Source organism: Microvirga sp. RSM25 (assembly GCF_044784385.1).
GTDB classification, from domain to species: Bacteria; Pseudomonadota; Alphaproteobacteria; order Rhizobiales; family Beijerinckiaceae; genus Microvirga; species Microvirga tunisiensis.
On sequence record NZ_CP173039.1, the window covers coordinates 1,175,676 to 1,193,646 of the forward strand.

13 protein-coding genes are annotated in these 17,971 nt (G+C 65.0%); 10 read left to right on the top strand and 3 right to left on the bottom strand.

Going from position 1 to position 17,971, the window contains the following annotated elements:
* The first annotated feature begins 1,063 nt into the window (after positions 1 to 1,063).
* Both aspS and ACD578_RS05735 read left to right on the top strand, forming a co-directional pair.
* Positions 1,064 to 2,872, top strand: coding sequence for an aspartate--tRNA ligase (gene aspS / locus ACD578_RS05730; RefSeq protein WP_404293716.1), 1,809 nt, complete (start codon positions 1,064 to 1,066; stop codon positions 2,870 to 2,872).
* The gene (locus ACD578_RS05735; protein WP_404291659.1) at positions 2,869 to 3,723 is read left to right on the top strand and encodes a glycosyltransferase family 2 protein; all 855 of its coding nucleotides are present in this window, start codon (positions 2,869 to 2,871) and stop codon (positions 3,721 to 3,723) included. The genes aspS and ACD578_RS05735 overlap by 4 nt, the downstream gene beginning before the upstream one ends.
* Positions 3,724 to 3,848: 125 nt before the next feature.
* Here the strand turns inward: ACD578_RS05735 and ACD578_RS05740 are convergent, their stop codons facing one another.
* Positions 3,849 to 4,469, bottom strand: a complete 621-nt coding sequence (locus ACD578_RS05740) for a CatB-related O-acetyltransferase (RefSeq protein ID WP_404291661.1) — start codon at positions 4,467 to 4,469, stop codon at positions 3,849 to 3,851.
* A gap of 98 nt (positions 4,470 to 4,567) precedes the next feature.
* Between ACD578_RS05740 and ACD578_RS05745 the strand changes: the two genes are divergently transcribed.
* Positions 4,568 to 6,871 (top strand): NADP-dependent malic enzyme, encoded by a 2,304-nt coding sequence (locus tag ACD578_RS05745; RefSeq protein WP_404291663.1) that lies wholly within the window; start codon positions 4,568 to 4,570, stop codon positions 6,869 to 6,871.
* A gap of 188 nt (positions 6,872 to 7,059) precedes the next feature.
* Here ACD578_RS05745 and ACD578_RS05750 read toward each other — a convergent pair whose 3' ends face one another.
* Together ACD578_RS05750 and erpA are read right to left on the bottom strand one after the other, a co-directional pair.
* Positions 7,060 to 8,919: a hypothetical protein gene (locus tag ACD578_RS05750; RefSeq protein ID WP_404291665.1), complete on the bottom strand. Its 1,860-nt coding sequence runs from the start codon at positions 8,917 to 8,919 to the stop codon at positions 7,060 to 7,062.
* An 84-nt stretch (positions 8,920 to 9,003) separates the two neighbouring features.
* Positions 9,004 to 9,330, bottom strand: coding sequence for an iron-sulfur cluster insertion protein ErpA (erpA, locus tag ACD578_RS05755; RefSeq protein ID WP_152709130.1), 327 nt, complete (start codon positions 9,328 to 9,330; stop codon positions 9,004 to 9,006).
* A gap of 189 nt (positions 9,331 to 9,519) precedes the next feature.
* Here erpA and ACD578_RS05760 point away from each other — a divergent pair, with 189 nt between their 5' ends.
* The 7 genes from ACD578_RS05760 to ACD578_RS05790 all read left to right on the top strand — a co-directional run bounded on the left by ACD578_RS05760 (position 9,520) and on the right by ACD578_RS05790 (position 17,965).
* Positions 9,520 to 10,734 (top strand): deoxyguanosinetriphosphate triphosphohydrolase, encoded by a 1,215-nt coding sequence (locus ACD578_RS05760; RefSeq protein ID WP_404291667.1) that lies wholly within the window; start codon positions 9,520 to 9,522, stop codon positions 10,732 to 10,734.
* A 161-nt stretch (positions 10,735 to 10,895) separates the two neighbouring features.
* Entirely contained in the window at positions 10,896 to 12,659 is a 1,764-nt protein-coding gene (argS, locus tag ACD578_RS05765; RefSeq protein WP_404291669.1) for an arginine--tRNA ligase, read from the top strand.
* A 107-nt stretch (positions 12,660 to 12,766) separates the two neighbouring features.
* Positions 12,767 to 14,191: an SPOR domain-containing protein gene (locus tag ACD578_RS05770; protein WP_404291671.1), complete on the top strand. Its 1,425-nt coding sequence runs from the start codon at positions 12,767 to 12,769 to the stop codon at positions 14,189 to 14,191.
* A gap of 59 nt (positions 14,192 to 14,250) precedes the next feature.
* Complete coding sequence (gene nagZ / locus ACD578_RS05775) at positions 14,251 to 15,270, top strand: beta-N-acetylhexosaminidase (RefSeq protein WP_404291673.1); 1,020 nt, start codon at positions 14,251 to 14,253, stop codon at positions 15,268 to 15,270.
* Between the two features lie 40 nt (positions 15,271 to 15,310).
* The gene (locus ACD578_RS05780) at positions 15,311 to 16,111 is read left to right on the top strand and encodes a segregation and condensation protein A (RefSeq protein WP_404291676.1); all 801 of its coding nucleotides are present in this window, start codon (positions 15,311 to 15,313) and stop codon (positions 16,109 to 16,111) included.
* Positions 16,112 to 16,124: 13 nt separating this feature from the next.
* A complete protein-coding gene (gene scpB / locus ACD578_RS05785; RefSeq protein WP_404291679.1) occupies positions 16,125 to 16,844 on the top strand; it encodes an SMC-Scp complex subunit ScpB in 720 nt (239 codons plus the stop codon).
* Positions 16,841 to 17,965: an ABC transporter ATP-binding protein gene (locus ACD578_RS05790; protein ID WP_404291681.1), complete on the top strand. Its 1,125-nt coding sequence runs from the start codon at positions 16,841 to 16,843 to the stop codon at positions 17,963 to 17,965. Before scpB ends, ACD578_RS05790 begins: the two co-directional genes overlap by 4 nt.
* The last annotated feature ends 6 nt before the right edge of the window (positions 17,966 to 17,971 follow it).

A 17,971-nucleotide genomic window follows, 5' to 3' on the forward strand; every position in this document is an offset into this window, starting at 1 on the left:
CGGTAGGCTGGGGCTGTCGAGGCAGGTCGCGTGGGCGTACGCTGCCGAGAGCAAGCTACGAAGGATTAATCCCGGCGATCCCATTGATAAGCATCTCCCCACAGGACAGAATTCCGATATTGTCGATGCGGGTGATGCCATGCAGACCCTTTCTATCGTTTCCCTGTTCGTCGGCGTGGCCCTCACAACCTTCGTGTTGCTTGTCGGGTTGACTGATCTTGCAAGCCCATCGGTCGGCCTGACCATCCACTAGGTCTCCCTCGACCGGTACGTCGAGGAGGAGCTTGCAAAGTGGCTGGGGCTTCTTCGAGCTTGATGCAGCGATATGAGGGCCGCTGAAGCCGGGCGATGCTGTCCTGTGGCTTCGAGTATCGCCGTCGCCAATCCGGTGACGTGAATCGCAGCTCTGGCTACGGGCGCCGCGCTCCTCCGCATCGGGAGCACCGGCACGCGGCCGGTGCCGACGACGAGCGGGCATGTTCTTGTTTTGTTCTTGACAATTGTCCTAACCTTGGCTATGGATGGGAGGTCCGGTCTCACGAGGGACGCGCCCGAGGCGTCGGTGACGGAGACCGGATACGGTTCTGACAGGGCGGGGGAGTCGCACCCTCCGGCGGTCGGGGTCCTGAGCGGAGGCGGCGCGACGATCGACCTGTTCGGGCAGGCGGTGGCCGCCCCCTCCCAAGCCTCGCCGGCACCGGTGTAATCTCCGGGGCCGCGCAATCAAGCGCCGTAAAGCGTCTCTGAGGGTGTCGTCCCTGAGGCGTGGGAGTGCGGGGCTCAGGATGAAAAAAGCCGTGCGCGGGAGGCGGGTTGAGCTTCCCGTTCGGGCGGATCTCCCGTCCCGAACCCCTTCGCGCTCCGCTGGAGCGGCGAAGCACACCTCAGTCCCGCGCTTCCCTCGATCTCCGAGACAAGCCAGGACCGGCCGGAAGCCGCCAGCCCCACCGGGGGAGGGAGCGTCCTCACGCGCCCCGATTTCGTCCTTCCGCCTTGACTTCCCCTTGCTCCCATGGATGTTGCGCGTAAACCGAACCAGCAGGCTTTTTAAATGTCCGCCTCCATGCACCGTTACCGTTCTCACACTTGCGGCGCGCTCCGCGAATCCGATGTCGGCCAGGTCGCCCGCCTCTCCGGCTGGTGCCACCGCATCCGCGACCATGGCGGCGTGCTGTTCATCGACCTGCGCGACCATTACGGCATGACGCAATGCGTGATCGATCCGGATTCGCCGGCCTTCAAGCAGGCCGAAGCCGCACGGTCGGAATGGGTGATCCGGGTCGACGGCAAGGTGCGCAAGCGCCCGGCCGGCACCGAGAACCCGGAGCTGCCGACCGGCACGGTCGAGGTCTACATCACCGACATCGAGGTGCTGGGTCCGGCGGCCGAGCTGCCGATGCCGGTCTTCGGCGACCAGGAGTATCCGGAGGAGACCCGTCTCACCTACCGGTATCTCGATCTGCGCCGCGAGAAGCTGCACAACAACATCATGAAGCGCGGCGCCATCATCAATTCGCTGCGCAGCCGCATGCAGACCAGCGGCTTCTTCGAGTTCACGACGCCGATCCTCACGGCCTCCTCGCCGGAGGGCGCGCGTGACTTCCTCGTGCCGTCGCGCATCCATCCCGGCAAGTTCTACGCGCTGCCGCAGGCGCCGCAGCAGTTCAAGCAGCTGATCATGATCTCCGGCTTCGACCGGTACTTCCAGATGGCCCCCTGCTTCCGCGACGAGGATCCGCGCGCCGACCGCCTGCCGGGCGAGTTCTACCAGCTCGACGTGGAGATGAGCTTCGTCACCCAGGAAGACGTGTTCCAGACCATGGAGCCGGTGATCCGCGACACCTTCAAGGACTTCGCGGACGGCAAGCCCGTGACGGACGTTTTCCCGCGCATCCCGTACTTCGAGTCGATGCTGAAATACGGCTCCGACAAGCCGGATCTTCGCAACCCGCTCGTCATCGCCGACGTGTCGGAGGTGTTCACCCGCGAGGACGTGACCTTCAACGCGTTCAAGAACGTGATCAAGTCCGGCGGTGTGGTGCGCGCCATTCCGGCGACGGGCGCCGCCTCGCAGTCGCGCTCCTTCTTCGACAAGCTCAACGACTGGGCCCGCACGGAAGGCGCGCCCGGCCTCGGCTACATCGTGTTCGAGGAAGAGGGCGGCCAGATCCTTGGCAAAGGTCCGATCGCCAAGTTTATTCCGGAAGCCGCGCAGGCCGTCATCCGCGAGAAGGCCGGCATCAAGGCGGGCGACGCGGTGTTCTTCTCGGCCGGCGCCGAAGACAAGGCGGCGTCCCTCGCCGGCAAGGCGCGGACCCGCATCGGCGAGGAGCTCGGCCTCATCGACAAGGACCGGTTCGAGTTCTGCTGGATCGTCGACTTCCCGCAATACGAGTGGAACGAGGACGAGAAGAAGATCGACTTCTCGCACAACCCGTTCTCCATGGCCAACATGGACCACGACTCCTTCATGGCGCTCGACCCGTCGGACAAGGACACGATCCTCAAGATCACGGCCTTCCAGTACGACATGGTCTGCAACGGCTACGAGATGGCCTCGGGCTCGATCCGCAACCACCGTCCCGACCGGATGGTGAAGGCCTTCGAGATCGCCGGCTACGGCGAGAAGGAGGTCATGGAGCGGTTCGGCGGCATGTATCGCGCGTTCCAGTACGGCGCGCCGCCACACGGTGGCATGGCGGCCGGCGTCGACCGCATCGTGATGCTGCTCTGCGGCGCGCATAACCTGCGCGAGATCACGCTGTTCCCGATGAACCAGAAGGCGGAAGACCTGCTGCTCGGCGCGCCCTCCGAGGCGACGCCGAAGCAGCTGCGCGAGCTGCACATCCGGACGAACCTGCCGGAGAAATGAGAAGCAGCGACGTTACTGCCATCGTCGTGACCTTCGACAGCGCCCATGCGCTGCCGGAGTGTCTCGGTGCGCTGGCAGCGGACGGAGTCCCGGCGCTCGTGGTCGACAATGCCTCGACGGACGACACGGTGGCCGTCGCCGAAGGGCAGGGCGCGCGTGTCATCCGCAACGCCCGCAACGAGGGCTACGGCCGCGCCAACAATATCGGCGCGCGGGCGGCGGAGAGCGAATTCATCCTCATCGTCAATCCCGACTGCATCGTCGACAAGGGCGCGGTCGCGGCCCTCGTCGATGCGGCGCGGCGCTATCCGGACGCAGCGTTCTTCGCGCCGCGAATCGTCGAGCCGAGCGGGCGCGTGTTCTACCAGCCGCGCTCGCTGCTCGCGACCTCTCTCACGAATCCCGGCGGCAAGCTCGTGGTGCCCGAGGGCGAGGCCTGCGCGCCGTTCTTTTCGGGCGCCTGCTTTCTCATGCGCCGCGACGTGTTCCTGAAACTCGGCGGCTTCGACGAGAACATTTTTCTGTTCTACGAGGACGACGACCTCTGTCGCCGCGTGGCGGATTCCGGCTCCGCGCTGATCTACGTGCCGCAGGCCGTGGTGCGGCACGGACGCGGGCAGTCGAGCGGCGAAAAGCCCGGCCGCATCTTCGCCTCCCGCTGGCATCAGGCTTGGTCGCGCGCCTATGTGAGCCGCAAATACGGTTTGCCGAACCCGGCGCCCGGCATGTTCGCGATCAATGGCCTGAAGGCCGCTGGCGCGAGCCTGGCGTTCCGGCGCAAGCTCGTCGAACGCTACGGCGGTTCTGCGGCCGGAGCTTGGGCGGCCATGAGGGGCAGGAAGGCATTTTGAGTTCCTGCTACATTTCCCCCACGTCATGGCCGGCCTTGTGCCGGCCATCCCGATAATTTGAAGGGCCGCGCTTTTCCAATCGGGATCACCGGCACAAGGCCGGTGATGACGAGAGAGATGGGGTTTCACGCACACTGCGTCCGCAGCACCTTTACGGCCGCGATCAGCTCCCGGATCCGGTCACTCTGCAAGAGCGGGATGAGGGTCGCGATCTTTTCGCGCGGCAGGTCCCACCATTTCGCATCGAGCAGGGCTGCGATGGTCTCCTCGTCGAAGCGGAAGCGGATGACCTTGGCCGGGTTGCCCCCGACGATGGCGTAGGCCGGCACGTCCCTGGTCACGATGGCATGGGCCGCGACCACGGCGCCATGCCCCACGCTCACCCCTGACATGACGATGGCGCCGGAGCCGAGCCAGACATCGTGACCGATGGTCACGTCGCCGCGGAAGGTGTGATAATCCTCGCTTTGAGGCGCCGCGGGCCAGAGTTCCCGGAAGGCCGAGAACGGATAGGTGGTGCCCCATTCGGTGCGATGGTTGCCGCCGAGCAGGATCTCGACCTTGTCGGCGATCGAGCCGTAGCGGCCGATGGTGAGCTTCCGGCCCGACTCGGGGAAGCGCACCTTGGGCTTGCCGTAGGTGAACTCGCCGATCTCGTAGCCGTAGCGCCCGGCCATGCGGGCCAGGTGCACGCGGGTCTGGTTGTGCGGGTTGCGCCAGTTCTTCAAACGGTGCCGGAGCTTCATCGTCTGGCTCCATAGACCAGAGAAGAACGTTGACGGCAGGGGGCAGCGCGCGCACAAGGGCCTCCGAAGCGGTTTGGTCAGTGCAAGGAGCGTCGGGGATGGGAGACAACATCTCGCAGGATCTGAAATCGGGAGCGATGTTCTACCATCAGTATCCGCGCCCCGGAAAGCTCGAGATCCAGCCGACGAAGCCCCTCGGCAACCAGCGCGATTTGGCGCTGGCCTATTCCCCCGGCGTGGCCGCCCCCTGCGAGGCGATCGCCGCCAATCCGGCCGAGGCCGCCAATCTCACCTCCCGCCAGAACCTGGTCGCCGTGATTTCCAACGGCACGGCCGTGCTGGGACTCGGGGATATCGGCCCGCTCGCCTCCAAGCCCGTGATGGAGGGCAAGGCGGTCCTGTTCAAGAAATTCTCCGGTATCGACGTGTTCGACATCGAGGTGGCCGAGAACAACGTGGACAAGCTGGTCGAGGTGATCGCGGCGCTGGAGCCCACCTTCGGCGGCATCAATCTCGAGGACATCAAGGCGCCGGAATGCTTCGAGGTCGAGGAGCGATTGAAGGCCCGCATGGGCATCCCGGTCTTCCATGACGACCAGCACGGCACCGCGATCATCGTGGGTGCCGCGGTGATGAACGCCCTGGAGCTTGCCGGCAAGCGCATCGAGGACGTGAAGATCGTCACCTCGGGCGCCGGCGCCGCAGCGCTCGCCTGCCTCAATCTCCTGGTGTCGCTCGGCGCCAAGCGCGAGAACATCTGGGTCACGGACATCAAGGGCGTGGTCCATGAGGGCCGCAACGAGCTCATGGACCGCTGGAAGTCCGCCTATGCGCAGGACACGGATGCGCGCACGCTCGCCGACGTGATCCCCAATGCGGACGTGTTTCTCGGCCTCTCGGCCGGCGGCGTCCTCAAGCCCGAGCTGCTCGCCCAGATGGCGCCGCGCCCGCTGATCATGGCGCTCGCCAATCCCTATCCGGAGATCATGCCGGAGGAGGCGGAGGCCGCGCGTCCCGACGCGATGATCTGCACCGGGCGCTCGGACTATCCGAACCAGGTCAACAACGTCCTGTGCTTCCCCTACATCTTCCGCGGCGCGCTCGACGTGGGCGCGACGACGATCAACGAGGAAATGAAGGCGGCGGCCGTGAAGGCCATCGCCGGCCTTGCCCGCGAAGCCCCATCCGAGGTGGTGGCGCGCGCCTATGGCGGCGAGGCGCATCCCTTCGGCCGCAAGTCCCTGATCCCGAGCCCGTTCGATCCGCGCCTCATCCTGCGCATCGCGCCGGCGGTGGCGAAGGCCGCCATGGATTCCGGCGTCGCGACGCGGCCGCTGGCGGATCTCGAGGCCTATGCGGAATCGCTCGGTCGCTTCGTGTTCCGCTCCGGCTTCATCATGAAGCCGCTGTTCTCGCAGGCGAAGGCCGACCCGAAGCGCGTGATCTATGCCGAGGGCGAAGACGAACGCGTGCTGCGCGCCGTGCAGGTCATCGTCGAGGAAGGCATCGCCAAGCCGATCCTGATCGGGCGTCCCAACGTGGTCGAAACGCGCATGAAGCGGTTCGGCCTGTCCATGGAGATCGGACGCCATTTCGAGCTGGTGAACCCGGAAGACGATCCGCGCTACCGCGATTACGTCGCGTCCTATGTGGAGGCGGCAGGCCGCAAGGGCATCACGCCGGATGCGGCCAAGACCCTGGTGCGCACCAACTCCACCGTCATCGGCGCGCTCGCGGTGAGGCGAGGGGATGCGGATGCGCTGATCTGTGGCCTGGAAGGCCGCTTCCAGTCCCGCGTCAAGCACATCAAGGACATCATCGGGCTCGCACCCGGCGTACATGAGATGGCGGCCCTGTCGCTGGTGATCACGTCGAAGGGCGCCTACTTCCTCGCCGACACCCACGTGCAGGTCGATCCGACGGCGGAAGAGATCGCCGATATGACGATCGCCTGCGCCAGCCACGTGCGCCGCTTCGGCATGGAGCCCAAGATCGCACTGCTCTCCCATGCGGATTTCGGTGCCGCCGATACTCGTTCGTCGCTGAAGATGCGCGAGGCCCTGACCTGCATCAACGAGCGCGCGCCGGACCTCGAAGTCGACGGTGAGATGCAGGCCGATGCGGCCCTGTCCCAGATGATCCGCGACCGGGTGAACCCCGCCTCGCGCCTGAAGGGCGAGGCGAACGTGCTGATCATGCCGAACCTGGATGCCGCCAACATCGCGTTCCAGTTCACCAAGGTCTTGGCGGATTCGCTTCCCGTCGGCCCGATTCTCATCGGCCCGGCAAAGCCCGCCCATATCCTGACCCCGTCCGTGACGGCGCGCGGCATCGTCAACCTGACGGCGATTGCGGTCGTGGAGGCGCAGGCGGCGGAAGAGGATCAGCCGACGCTGATTTGAAGGGCAGCGACGACACAGCAGCCTTCACAGGCTGCCACACTGTTCCCCGTCATGGCCGGGCCTGTCCCGGCCATCCCGATGATGAAAAGCACGGCGCCCTTCGAGACGAGATCTCCGGCACAAGGCCGGTGATGACAGGGGAGAGGAACGGCCGGTAGGCTTCGAGATGCTGTGCGAACGGGCAGAATTCACTCAGCCTTCGCGCTGACATTCAGCTTGTCGAGGATGGCCTTGGGGTCGGGCAGCACGACCGCTTCCGCGATGCCGAGGCCCGAGGGATCCTTGGGCGTCGCGTTGACCGTGAGCTTGCCGGGCTTGGCGATGAAGCGGGCGACGGCCTGGCCCAGGGTCTGAGCCTGCTCGGAACTGCCGATCATCGCCGGCACCACGAAGGCCGCGGCCGCGGCATAGGTGCGACGCAGCGATTCCGGCGTCGTCTTCTGCTCCTTGGCGGCTTTGGCCATGTAGCGCTCGAACAAGCCCTTGTTCTCGACCGTGAGGTCGAGTGCCTTCGCCCTGGCTCCCACCAGTGCGACGGTCGCAATCGCGGTATCGGCGTTGAAGAGGTCCTTGCCGACATTGCCGATGCGGCCCGTCAGACCGATGGTGCCCATGTCCAGACCCTGGAACGAGACCTCGTTGAGAGCGATTTCGCTCGCCGCCTCGTTCCAGGTGGCCGCGGCCAGGAGGGATACGTCGATGTTCTTGTAGCCGAGTGCCACAAGCTCCTTGATGCCGTCGTCGGTGCTGTTCGAAGGCAGCGCCATCGTCAGGTTCTGCAGCCCGATCCGGATATTGGTCGGAATGGCGTTCACGGGCTTGTCGGCGGTCAGCTCGAAGCCCTTCAGTCCGGCCTGGATCTTGACCTTCTTGCCTTCGTCGTCACTGGTCCCGTCGATGGAGAATCCCGACAGGCGCAGCGTACCCAAGGTCGGGACGAGGCTCCGCGCGACCGCCGGGTCGAGGTCGTCGAAAGACTTGCCCTGAAGCGTTCTCAGGCCGTCGATCGTCTGGCGGAACGAGAATCCGGTCAGGCTGAACCCGTCGATCTTGACGCGATTGTCCTTGTCGGAGAACTCGAAGCCTTCCCATCGCACATCGGCGAGCTGAGCGTCCGTGCCGCCCGTGTAGGCAATTCGGTTGATCCGGGTCAGACCGGAACCGTCCTTGCTTTTGGCAGTCGCCTCGATGCCGGAAGCTTCCATGAAGCCGATCTGGAATGCGTCGAGGAAATCGGCGATGGCGGGAAGGAGGCGCGCCTGATCCTCGGAGGAGTGATCCTGACGATCTGCCATCTCGGTCAAGATGCCGATGGTACCGGTCCAGGAATCCTTCGTCGGCCGTCCCTGGAAGTCCTTGCCACCGATCCGGGCGATCTTGAAGGTCACGCCCGTTTCGTTGTCAGCAAATTCCATATTGTCGATGGCGAAGGCCCCATAGACTCTGATGAACGGAGCCGAGGCGCTGTCGGCCTTGGTCTCGTAGAGACGCGCGAGAGCGGGCAGATCAAGCTCGCTCATGCTCGTGCGGCCGGTGCTGATCAGCACGTTGTTCTTGGCGCCGCTCGTTTCCGTCGCGCTCGTCTCGATGAGAGCCGAGGCGATCCGGCCCTGGGAGATATCGCTGAGGGTGGCGTTCCTATAGGTCGCGGTCTGCGTCTGCTTGCCGATGGTCTGCTTCACCCGCGCTTCAGGGATCGTGATCTGCTTCACGGTGATGCGCTTCAGGCGGCTCTCCATCGCCTCCGTGGAGGTCGAGGAAAACAGCGCTTCGATATCGGCCCGCGATGAGGAGGTTCCTGAAAACTCGATCCGCTTCGCCTCATAGGTCGTGGACCCGAAGGTGAAGCTCACATTGTCCAGGCTGAAGCTGTCGGCGGATTGCGCGAAGGCGGCGCTCCAAAGCGAAGTCCTGACCGCTCCGATGGTGATGCGCTGGCTGCCGTTGTCGATGACGAGGTCACGGAGAACCGCAGGCTCGAACTGCAAGGCCGCGGAGCCGGCCACCAAGGCGAGAACGCAGATCCCTGCGTGGTAACGAAGTCCCATTTGATCCCCCAAGCCGGCGAATCCAGCGCCGGCCAACCCTGAATGAAAGTGCTAGCGCATCGAATAGGACGTTACGTGACGGTTTTACAACGAGAACGAGGTGCCGCAGCCGCAGGAGGCGGTGGCATGCGGATTCTCGATCTTGAAGGACTGGCCGATCAGGTCGTCCACGAAATCGATGACGGAACCGTCCATGTACTGGATCGAGACTTCGTCCACCACCACGGTGGCCCCGTCCTTCTCGATCACGAGATCGTCGTTCTGCCGGGTCCGGTCCACATCGAAGGCATATTGGAACCCCGAACAGCCGCCTCCGTTGACGCTGATTCTCAGGTGGGAGCCTGCGGGCTCTGCAGCCATGATCTCGTTGATGCGGCGGGCGGCGCGGTCAGTCAGAGTGATACCGGTCATGGGCACTTCCAGTCCTCAGGAGGACGTAATAGCATTTTCAGGCGAAGTGGGTACCGGTTCGCCGCCGGAAAATGCGGTTCTAGGGGCGGCTAGAGCGGTTCGCGGCGTTAAGGAGCCGCGAACCGCTCTAGTCTTGGACAAGCTGTTATGAGCAAGGTAAGTGCGCGCTGACAAGGCTTCAACCCGGGGATGATTGTGCGGCCCTTTGGCGAGAGATGGCGAGCCCCTTATGCCTGCGATCCCTGGGGGAGCCGCGGCCGGCTGTTTCCTGAGGCAGTCTCGCCAACCCGCAGCGAGTTCCAGCGTGACCGGGACCGGATCATCCATTCCTCCGCCTTCCGCCGGCTCAAGCACAAGACGCAGGTTTTCGTCTATCACGAGGGCGACCATTTCCGGACCCGGCTGACCCATACCATCGAGGTGAGCCAGATCGCCCGGGCGCTCGCCCGCTCTCTCGGGCTCGACGAGGACCTCGCCGAGGCGCTGGCGCTCTCCCATGACCTTGGCCACACCCCGTTCGGCCATACGGGCGAGGATACGCTCGACGAGTGCATGGTTGGGTTCGGCGGCTTCGACCATAACGCCCAAGCCTTGCGGGTCGTAACCCGCCTGGAGCGTCGTTATGCGGAATATGACGGGCTCAATCTCACCTGGGAAACCTTGGAGGGGCTGGTCAAGCATAACGGCCCGCTCCTCGATGCCCAGGGACATCCGACCCTGCGCTATGCCGCGCGGGGCGTTCCGCTGGCAATTCTCGAATACAACGCCCAGCAGGACCTGGAACTCGCCACCCATGCCGGTGGGGAGGCGCAGGCGGCGGCCATCGCCGACGATATCGCCTACGATGCTCACGACATCGACGACGGATTGCGAGCCGGGCTGTTCAGGATCGAGGAACTGCGCGAGGTGCCGTTTCTCGAAGGACTTCTGGCAGAGATCGACGCGCGCTATCCGGCCCTCGATCTCTCCCGGCGCATCCATGAGCTGACCCGGCGCGTCATCACCCGCTTCGTCGAGGACGTGGTGGCCGAGGGGGACCGCAGGATTGCGGCTCTGTCCCCGCAGACGGCGGAGGATATCCGGCGGGCGGGCGACACCATGGTCTGCTTCTCGAAGGCCATGAAGGAGGCCGACGCCTCCATCAAGCGCTTCCTCTATGCCCACATGTACCGCCACCCGGACGTCATGCAGGTTCGCGCCCAGGCAGACGACGTGCTGCGGGATCTGTTCAGGCGCTTCAAGGCCGAGCCGAACCTGATGCCCGAGGAATGGCAGGCGGATCTGCCGAGGGACGACGAGCCCCGCCTTGCCCGCCGCGTGGCGGATTACATCGCGGGCATGACCGATCGATATGCGATCCTTGAACACCGGCGCCTGTTTGACGTAACGCCGGACCTGCGCTAGCGCATCGTGCGGAAAAGCGGCCTCGGTTTTCCGCTCATTCGATGCGCTCATTTTAGGATGAGATCATCGAATGAGCCCCAAAAGTGGTTTCCACTTTCGGGTCCGATGATCGAGCACACCGAAGCATTCGGGGCCAAAGGGCTCTCCAGAGACAAAGTACCATGAACATTTTCGGGCTGTTTGAGAAGCGGGTTGCGGATGCGCTCGGCTGGTTGGCCGAAGGGGCTAAGATTCCATCGGGGCTGGACGTCAGCCGCGTCGTGGTCGAGCCGCCGCGCGATCCTTCCCATGGCGATCTCGCCACCAACGCCGCCATGGTGCTGGCCAAGGAGGCGCGCATGAACCCGCGCGCCCTGGCCGAGCTTCTCGTCGCCGACCTTCAGGACGATCCGCGCGTCATCAGGGTCGAGATCGCCGGTCCCGGCTTCATCAACATCCGGCTCGCGCCTTCGGTCCTGCATGAGGTTCTGCGCGCAGTGGTCGTCGACAGCAACAACTTCGGCCGGAGCGGGCAGGGGGCGGGTTCTTCGGTGAATGTGGAATACGTCTCCGCCAATCCGACCGGCCCGATGCATGTGGGCCATTGCCGCGGCGCGGTGTTCGGCGATGCCCTGGCCGGACTCCTGGATTTTTCCGGCTACAAGGTCGCCCGCGAGTACTACATCAACGACGCGGGTGCGCAGGTCGATGTCCTCGCCCGCTCCGCCTATCTCCGCTACAAGGAGGCCCTCGGCCAGGAGATCGGCGCCATCCCGGAAGGGCTCTATCCCGGCGACTACCTAAAGCCGGTCGGCGAGCGTCTTGCCAAGGAGTACGGCCCGAGCCTGCTCGACAAGCCGGAGACCGAGTGGCTGCCGCTCGTGCGCGAGACCTCCATCGACGCCATGATGGACATGATCCGGGCCGATCTCGCCGCACTCAACATCCACCACAACGTGTTCTTCTCCGAGCGCTCCCTCCAGAAGGGGCCCGAGGGCGATCAGGTGGCCAAGATGATCGAGGAGCTGAAAGCCCGCGATCTGGTCTATATGGGCCGCCTGCCGCCCCCCAAGGGCCAGAAGGACGAGGACTGGGAGGACCGGGAGCAGCTTCTCTTCCGCGCCACCGCCTATGGCGACGAGGTGGATCGTCCGCTCATGAAGTCGGATGGGTCCTACACCTATTTCGCCTCGGACATCGCCTATCACCGCTCCAAGTACGAGCGTGGCTTCCTGTCGATGATCGACGTGCTAGGCGCCGACCATGGCGGCTACGTGAAGCGCATGCAGGCGGCCGTCAGGGCCGTCTCCGACAACAAGGCCGAGCTCGACGTGAAGCTGTGCCAGCTGGTCAAGCTTCTGCGCGGCGGCGAGCCGGTGAAGATGTCGAAGCGCTCGGGCGACTTCGTGACCCTGCGCGAGGTGGTCGACGAGGTGGGCCGGGACGCCACCCGCTTCATGATGATCTTCCGCAAGAACGACGCGCCCCTGGATTTCGACCTCGCCAAGGTGGTCGAGCAGTCCAAGGACAATCCGGTCTTCTACGTCCAGTACGCTCATGCCCGCTGCGCCTCCGTGTTCCGGCAGGCGGCCGAGGCATTCCCGGGTGCCGACTTCTCGGCCGCGCAGCTCGAAAGGGCTGATCTCTCGATCCTGAGTGACGAAGCCGAAATGGACATCATCCATCGCATCGCCCAGTTTCCCAGGACCATCGAGGCTGCGGCCGAAGCTCATGAGCCTCACCGAGTCGCATTTTACCTTTACGACTTGGCCAGCGCCTTCCATAGTTTATGGAATAAGGGCAAAGACTTGCCGCAATTACGCTTTGTTAATCTAACTGATAAAGATTCAACACAAGCGAGGCTCGCTCTCGTGCATGCCCTGAAGGGCGTGCTCGCATCTGGCCTCGCAATCCTGGGCGTCACGGCACCCGACGAAATGCGATAGTGTTTCTTGAGGCGGATCAACCGCTTACGAGGCATTCGCGTCGAGTTCTGTCACGTCGTGCCCGCGGAGCAGCAGGTGCTCCTGTCGCGTAACTGGAGATCCGGCGCATGAGCGAATCAGTAAAGCCCCGTTTTGCCGTCGACCTCAACGAGATCGAACGGCAACTCGCCCAGGCGGGCACCCCGCAATCCCAGCCGGCCTCCGTCGGGCGGAACGATCCGCTCGCGGAACTGGCTCGGATCGTGGGACAAGACGATCCATTTCAATCCATTTTGGCCAATGACGGTTCCGCCCGTCCGCGCCAGCAGGGCTCTTCCATCGACGACCTTTTTGCCGTCCGCGACACGATGCCGCAAACCGCGCGAGAGATGCCGGCTCGCGCTACGCATGGCGGGCATGTCGCCCCTTCCATCGATCATGGCTCTTATCCCCGGACCCACGTCCGAAGCCCCGAGCCTGCCTATGCTCCCCAGGATCAGGACGCCTATGGCAACGAGGCCTATGCTCAGGATTATTACGCAGATCAGGCGGGGCATTATGCCGAGCAGGACTATGACCAGTCCCAGGACTATGCGCCGGTCGAGAAGGGTCGCTCCCGCAAGGGCATGATCGCGATCGCTGCCGTCGTCGGCGCCGTCGTGCTTGGTGGTGGCGGGGCCTATCTTGCCTCGGGTTCGTCGGCGGTCACGGGTGGCGCGCCGCCGCTCGTGAAGGCGAACAATGAGCCGACCAAGGTGCAGCCGCAGAACCCGGGTGGGGTCGAGATCCCAAATCAGAACAAGCAGATCTACGAGCGCGCCAACCAGAACGCGGCGACGAAGGTCGTTAACCGCGAAGAGCAGCCGGTCGACGTGCAGCAGGCCGTGCGCATGAACGGCAGCTCCGTGGCGGATGCGACCGGCGGCACCGTCCCCGGCAGCGCGATCAAGCCTCAGCAGACCGCCAGCCTGAATCTCGGGGAGCCGAAGAAGGTTCGCACCGTCACGATCCGTCCCGACGGTACCGTGGCGGGAGCGGAGACGCCGGCCGCTCAGCCCGCAGCTTCCGTTGCGGCGATGACTCTGCCGCCGCAGGCCCAGCCTGCTCCAGTGGGCCGTCCGACGCCCGCTCCGGTTCAGGTGGCATCGGTCCAGCCCAAGCCAGCCGCGAGCACTCCCATGGCGGCTCCTGCTACGCCCGCTCCGACGCCGAAGCCGACTCCAGCGGCAGCCACGCCCACAACCACGCCTGCGCCGCAGCAGGTCGCCTCGGTCCAGCCGGTCGCCCCGGCGGCAGCGGAGACGACGCCGACCGGCGGTTTCGCCGTGCAGCTCGGCCTGGCAAATTCGGAGGCCGCGGCACAGACTGCCTTTGCTTCGTTCCAGCGCAAGTATTCCGACCTCGGGGGTATGCCGTCGCTCATCCGCAAGGCCGAGGTCAACGGCAATACGATCTATCGCGTCCGGGTCGGACCCCTGTCCAAGGAGGAGGCTTCCTCCCTCTGCTCCAAGCTGCAGGGCCAGGGCGGACAGTGCTTCGTCGCCAAGAACTGATCCCGGCGTAGCAGCTGAGATTTCTTGACCCTGCCGAGCAGGGGACGTAAGGCGCGGGTATGAAAACCCGCGCCTTTATTGCTGGATGCTCCGGCACCGAGCTCACCCCCGACGAGGTCGCCTTCTTCAAGGAGGCGGATCCCTGGGGTTTCATCCTGTTCCGCCGTAACGTGGGGACGCCTGAGCAGGTGAGGGCGCTCTGTGCCTCCTTGAGGGATGCGGTCGGACGGTCCGATGCCCCGATCCTGATCGATCAGGAAGGTGGTCGGGTTCAGCGCATGGGGCCGCCGCACTGGCCGAAATACCCCTCCGGAAGCGCGTATGGCCGCCTCCACGCCAACGACCCGCTGGTTCAGCGCGAGATCACCCGCCTCGGGGCGCGGCTGATCGCCAACGATCTGCGCTCCGTCGGGATCACGGTCGATTGCCTGCCAGTTCTGGACGTACCATCGCCGGGCGCCCACGACGTGATCGGCGACCGGGCCTATGGCAAGTCGCCGAGCCAGGTCGCCATCCTGGGCCGGGCCGCCGCCGAGGGTCTGCTGGCCGGCGGCGTGCTGCCAGTGATCAAGCATATGCCGGGCCACGGCCGGGCCGGCGCCGACAGCCATAAGGCGCTTCCCGTGGTCGAGGCTTCTCGTGAGGAGCTGGAGAGGCACGATTTCGCGCCCTTCCGCATGCTCACCGATATGCCGCTCGCGATGACGGCGCACGTGGTCTACACGGAGCTCGATCCGGAGCGGCCGGCGACGACCTCCCGCATCGTCATGGAGGAGATCATCCGCGGCCACATCGGCTATGACGGGCTGGTGATGACCGACGACCTGTCCATGCATGCCCTCTCGGGTTCGTTCCGGGACCGGACCGAGGCCGCTTTCGGGGCCGGCTGCGACATGGCCCTTCATTGCAACGGCAACATGGAGGAAATGAGCGCCGTCGCCGAGGCTGCCCCCACCTTAAGCGGAGAATCCCTGCGTCGTGCTAACGCTGCGTTAGCCCGCATCACCCATGATCCGGAGCCTTTGGATCCTGTGGATGCGCGGGCAAGACTCGATTCTGCTCTTGCGATGATCGCCTAAAGCTTATGAAGCTTCGAACCCCATGAGTTGAGTACGGTCGATGGCGAACCCCTTACCCTTCGAAGATGTCGAACGCACGGAGCGTAGCGAAAGCGAGCCCGCTCTGCTCGTCGACGTGGACGGGTTCGAGGGGCCGCTCGACCTGCTGCTGGAACTCGCCCGCCGCCAGAAGGTGGACCTCCACCGCATCTCGATCCTGGCTCTCGCCGAGCAGTACATCACCTTCATCGAAGAGGCGCGCCGCATGCGCCTGGAACTGGCCGCGGATTATCTCGTGATGGCGGCCTGGCTCGCCTATCTCAAGTCGCGCCTGCTGCTGCCCGAGCCGCCGAAGGGCGAGGAGCCGAGCGCCGAAGAATTGGCGACTGCCCTGGCCTTGCGCCTGCGCCGCCTGGAGGCGATCCGCGAGGCCGCCAAGAAGATGGGCGAGCGTGCCTGGCTCGGCCGGGACGTCTTCGCCCGCGGCGCGCCGGAGCCGGTCATCGTCAACCGGGATTCCCGTTACGAGGCCAGCCTCTACGATCTTCTCAAGGCGTATGCGCAGCAGCGCCAGATCCAGTTCAACGCCAGGGTGTCCCTGTACAAGCGGAACGTCTGGTCGCTGATCGATGCGCGGGAGGCACTGGAGCGCCTGGTCGGTCACCTGAGCGATTGGGTGACCCTCGACACCTATCTGGTGGAATACATGGTCGAGCCTGCCATGCGCCCGACCGTTATGGCCTCGGCCCTGTCCGCCACCCTGGAAATGGTGCGCGAGGGCAAGCTCACGATCCGGCAGGACGAGGCCTTCGCTCCGGTCTGGGTCAAGCCCGTCGCAGACCCGGCCGAGGCAGGAGTTTAAGATGCTGCCTGACATGCAGGAAGATACAGCCGATAGGCCGGAAGCGGAGGCTCCGGAGGTCAGCCAAGAGTCGGATCATCTGCCCGATCACGATGAGGCCATGCGGATCGCCGAGGCGCTGCTGTTTGCCGCCGCCGCGCCCTTGAGCGCCGAGGAACTGGCCGGCCGGCTGCCGGAAGGCGCCGATGTGGAGAAGATCCTTCAGGACCTGACCGAGCTCTACGCGCTCCGCGGCGTCAATCTCGTCCGGGTGGCCGGAAAATGGACCTTCCGCACGGCAAGCGACCTGTCCTTCGTGCTTGCCCGTAACGTGGTCGAGCAGCGCAAGCTCTCCCGTGCCGCCATGGAGACCCTGGCGATCATCGCCTATCACCAGCCGGTCACCCGCGCCGAGATCGAAGAGATCCGCGGCGTCGCCACCTCGAAGGGCACCATCGACACCCTCCTGGAAACGGGCTGGATCCGTCTGAGGGGACGTAGGAAGGCTCCTGGCCGTCCCGTCACCTACGGCACGACGCCGGGCTTCCTGGAGCATTTCGGCCTCGACGCCGTCGAGGATCTGCCGGGTCTCGAGGAACTCAAGGGAGCGGGCTTTATCGAAGGGCGCGTTCCCTCCGACTTCTCGGTGCCTGTCCCCACCGACGCGGATGCCCTGCGCGAGGACGAGGATCCGCTCGAGGACGATCTCCTCCAGCCTCTGGACATGCACCAGTCCGAGGCAGGCGAGGAATGATCGCAAAGCCTACCGGGTCCGCGCTCGACCGGTTTCGTCTGCCCCGCTGGGGCCAGCGCGGCACGGCGGGCGCATCGATCCCGGCCCAGCTTACCTTCGAGAACATCGTCCAGGTCTATGGCAGTCAGCGGGCGCTCGACGGCGTCTCGCTCACCGTCGAGCCGGGGGAGATCATCTGTCTACTGGGTCATTCCGGTTGCGGGAAGACAACCCTGCTGCGTATCGCCGCGGGCGTCGAGGCGCCGACCTCCGGCCGGGTGCTGATGGACGGCCTGGAGGTCAGCGGATCACGGGTCTTCCTGGAGCCGGAGAGGCGTGGCATCGGGCTGATGTTCCAGGATTATGCCCTGTTCCCGCACATGACGATCCTGCAGAACATCATGTTCGGCCTCAAGGATCTCTCGGCCTCCGAGGTTGGGATCGCCGCGCGTCGGGCCCTGTCCCGTGTCGGGCTCGAGCACTACGCCAACGAATATCCCCATACCCTGTCTGGCGGCGAGCAGCAGCGCGTGGCGCTGGCCCGGTCCATCGCGCCACGCCCCGGCGTCCTGCTCATGGACGAGCCGTTCTCGAACCTCGACCGGCGCATGCGCGATGCCATCCGGGACGAGACGGTCGCAATCCTGAGAGAAACCGGCGCTACGACCATCGTCGTGACGCACGATCCGGAGGAGGCGATGCGGATCGCCGACCGGATCGTGCTCATGCGCGCCGGCACGATCATGCAGCAGGGTGAGGCCGAGGAGATCTATCGACGCCCGGCGAACCTGTTCGCAGCCCGCTTCTTCTGCGACTTCAACGAGATCGAGGGCGTGGTTCGCAATGGCCAGGTTTCCTGCCCGGTGGGCGTCTTTCCGGCGCCGCAGATGGAGGATGGTCCGGCCATCGTCTGCGTGCGGCCGCAGGGATTGAAGCTCAGGCCCGCAGGCTTCTGCCTGCCGGGACGTGTGGTGTCTCGTCGCTTTCTCGGCGAGGTCGATCTCGTGCACATCGACGTGCAGGGGGTGGACCGCCCCCTCCAGGCACGCGTTCACGATCCCGTTGGCGTGAAAGAGGGACTGGATGTGGGCATCGAGATCGATACGAAGGATGTCCTTGTTTTCGCCGCCTCCGACGCATAGGTTGGC

Excerpts from the sequence above, each read along its gene's own strand:
- aspS (WP_404293716.1), top strand. The coding sequence starts at position 1,064 with ATGCACCGTTACCGTTCTCACACTTGCGGCGCGCTCCGCGAATCCGAT.
- ACD578_RS05790 (WP_404291681.1), top strand. The coding sequence starts at position 16,841 with ATGATCGCAAAGCCTACCGGGTCCGCGCTCGACCGGTTTCGTCTGCCC.
- ACD578_RS05760 (WP_404291667.1), top strand. The coding sequence starts at position 9,520 with ATGATTGTGCGGCCCTTTGGCGAGAGATGGCGAGCCCCTTATGCCTGC.
- ACD578_RS05740 (WP_404291661.1), bottom strand. The coding sequence starts at position 4,469 with ATGAAGCTCCGGCACCGTTTGAAGAACTGGCGCAACCCGCACAACCAG.
- ACD578_RS05745 (WP_404291663.1), top strand. The coding sequence starts at position 4,568 with ATGGGAGACAACATCTCGCAGGATCTGAAATCGGGAGCGATGTTCTAC.
- ACD578_RS05780 (WP_404291676.1), top strand. The coding sequence starts at position 15,311 with ATGGCGAACCCCTTACCCTTCGAAGATGTCGAACGCACGGAGCGTAGC.
- scpB (WP_404291679.1), top strand. The coding sequence starts at position 16,125 with ATGCAGGAAGATACAGCCGATAGGCCGGAAGCGGAGGCTCCGGAGGTC.
- ACD578_RS05735 (WP_404291659.1), top strand. The coding sequence starts at position 2,869 with ATGAGAAGCAGCGACGTTACTGCCATCGTCGTGACCTTCGACAGCGCC.
- ACD578_RS05750 (WP_404291665.1), bottom strand. The coding sequence starts at position 8,919 with ATGGGACTTCGTTACCACGCAGGGATCTGCGTTCTCGCCTTGGTGGCC.
- erpA (WP_152709130.1), bottom strand. The coding sequence starts at position 9,330 with ATGACCGGTATCACTCTGACTGACCGCGCCGCCCGCCGCATCAACGAG.
- ACD578_RS05770 (WP_404291671.1), top strand. The coding sequence starts at position 12,767 with ATGAGCGAATCAGTAAAGCCCCGTTTTGCCGTCGACCTCAACGAGATC.
- nagZ (WP_404291673.1), top strand. The coding sequence starts at position 14,251 with ATGAAAACCCGCGCCTTTATTGCTGGATGCTCCGGCACCGAGCTCACC.
- argS (WP_404291669.1), top strand. The coding sequence starts at position 10,896 with ATGAACATTTTCGGGCTGTTTGAGAAGCGGGTTGCGGATGCGCTCGGC.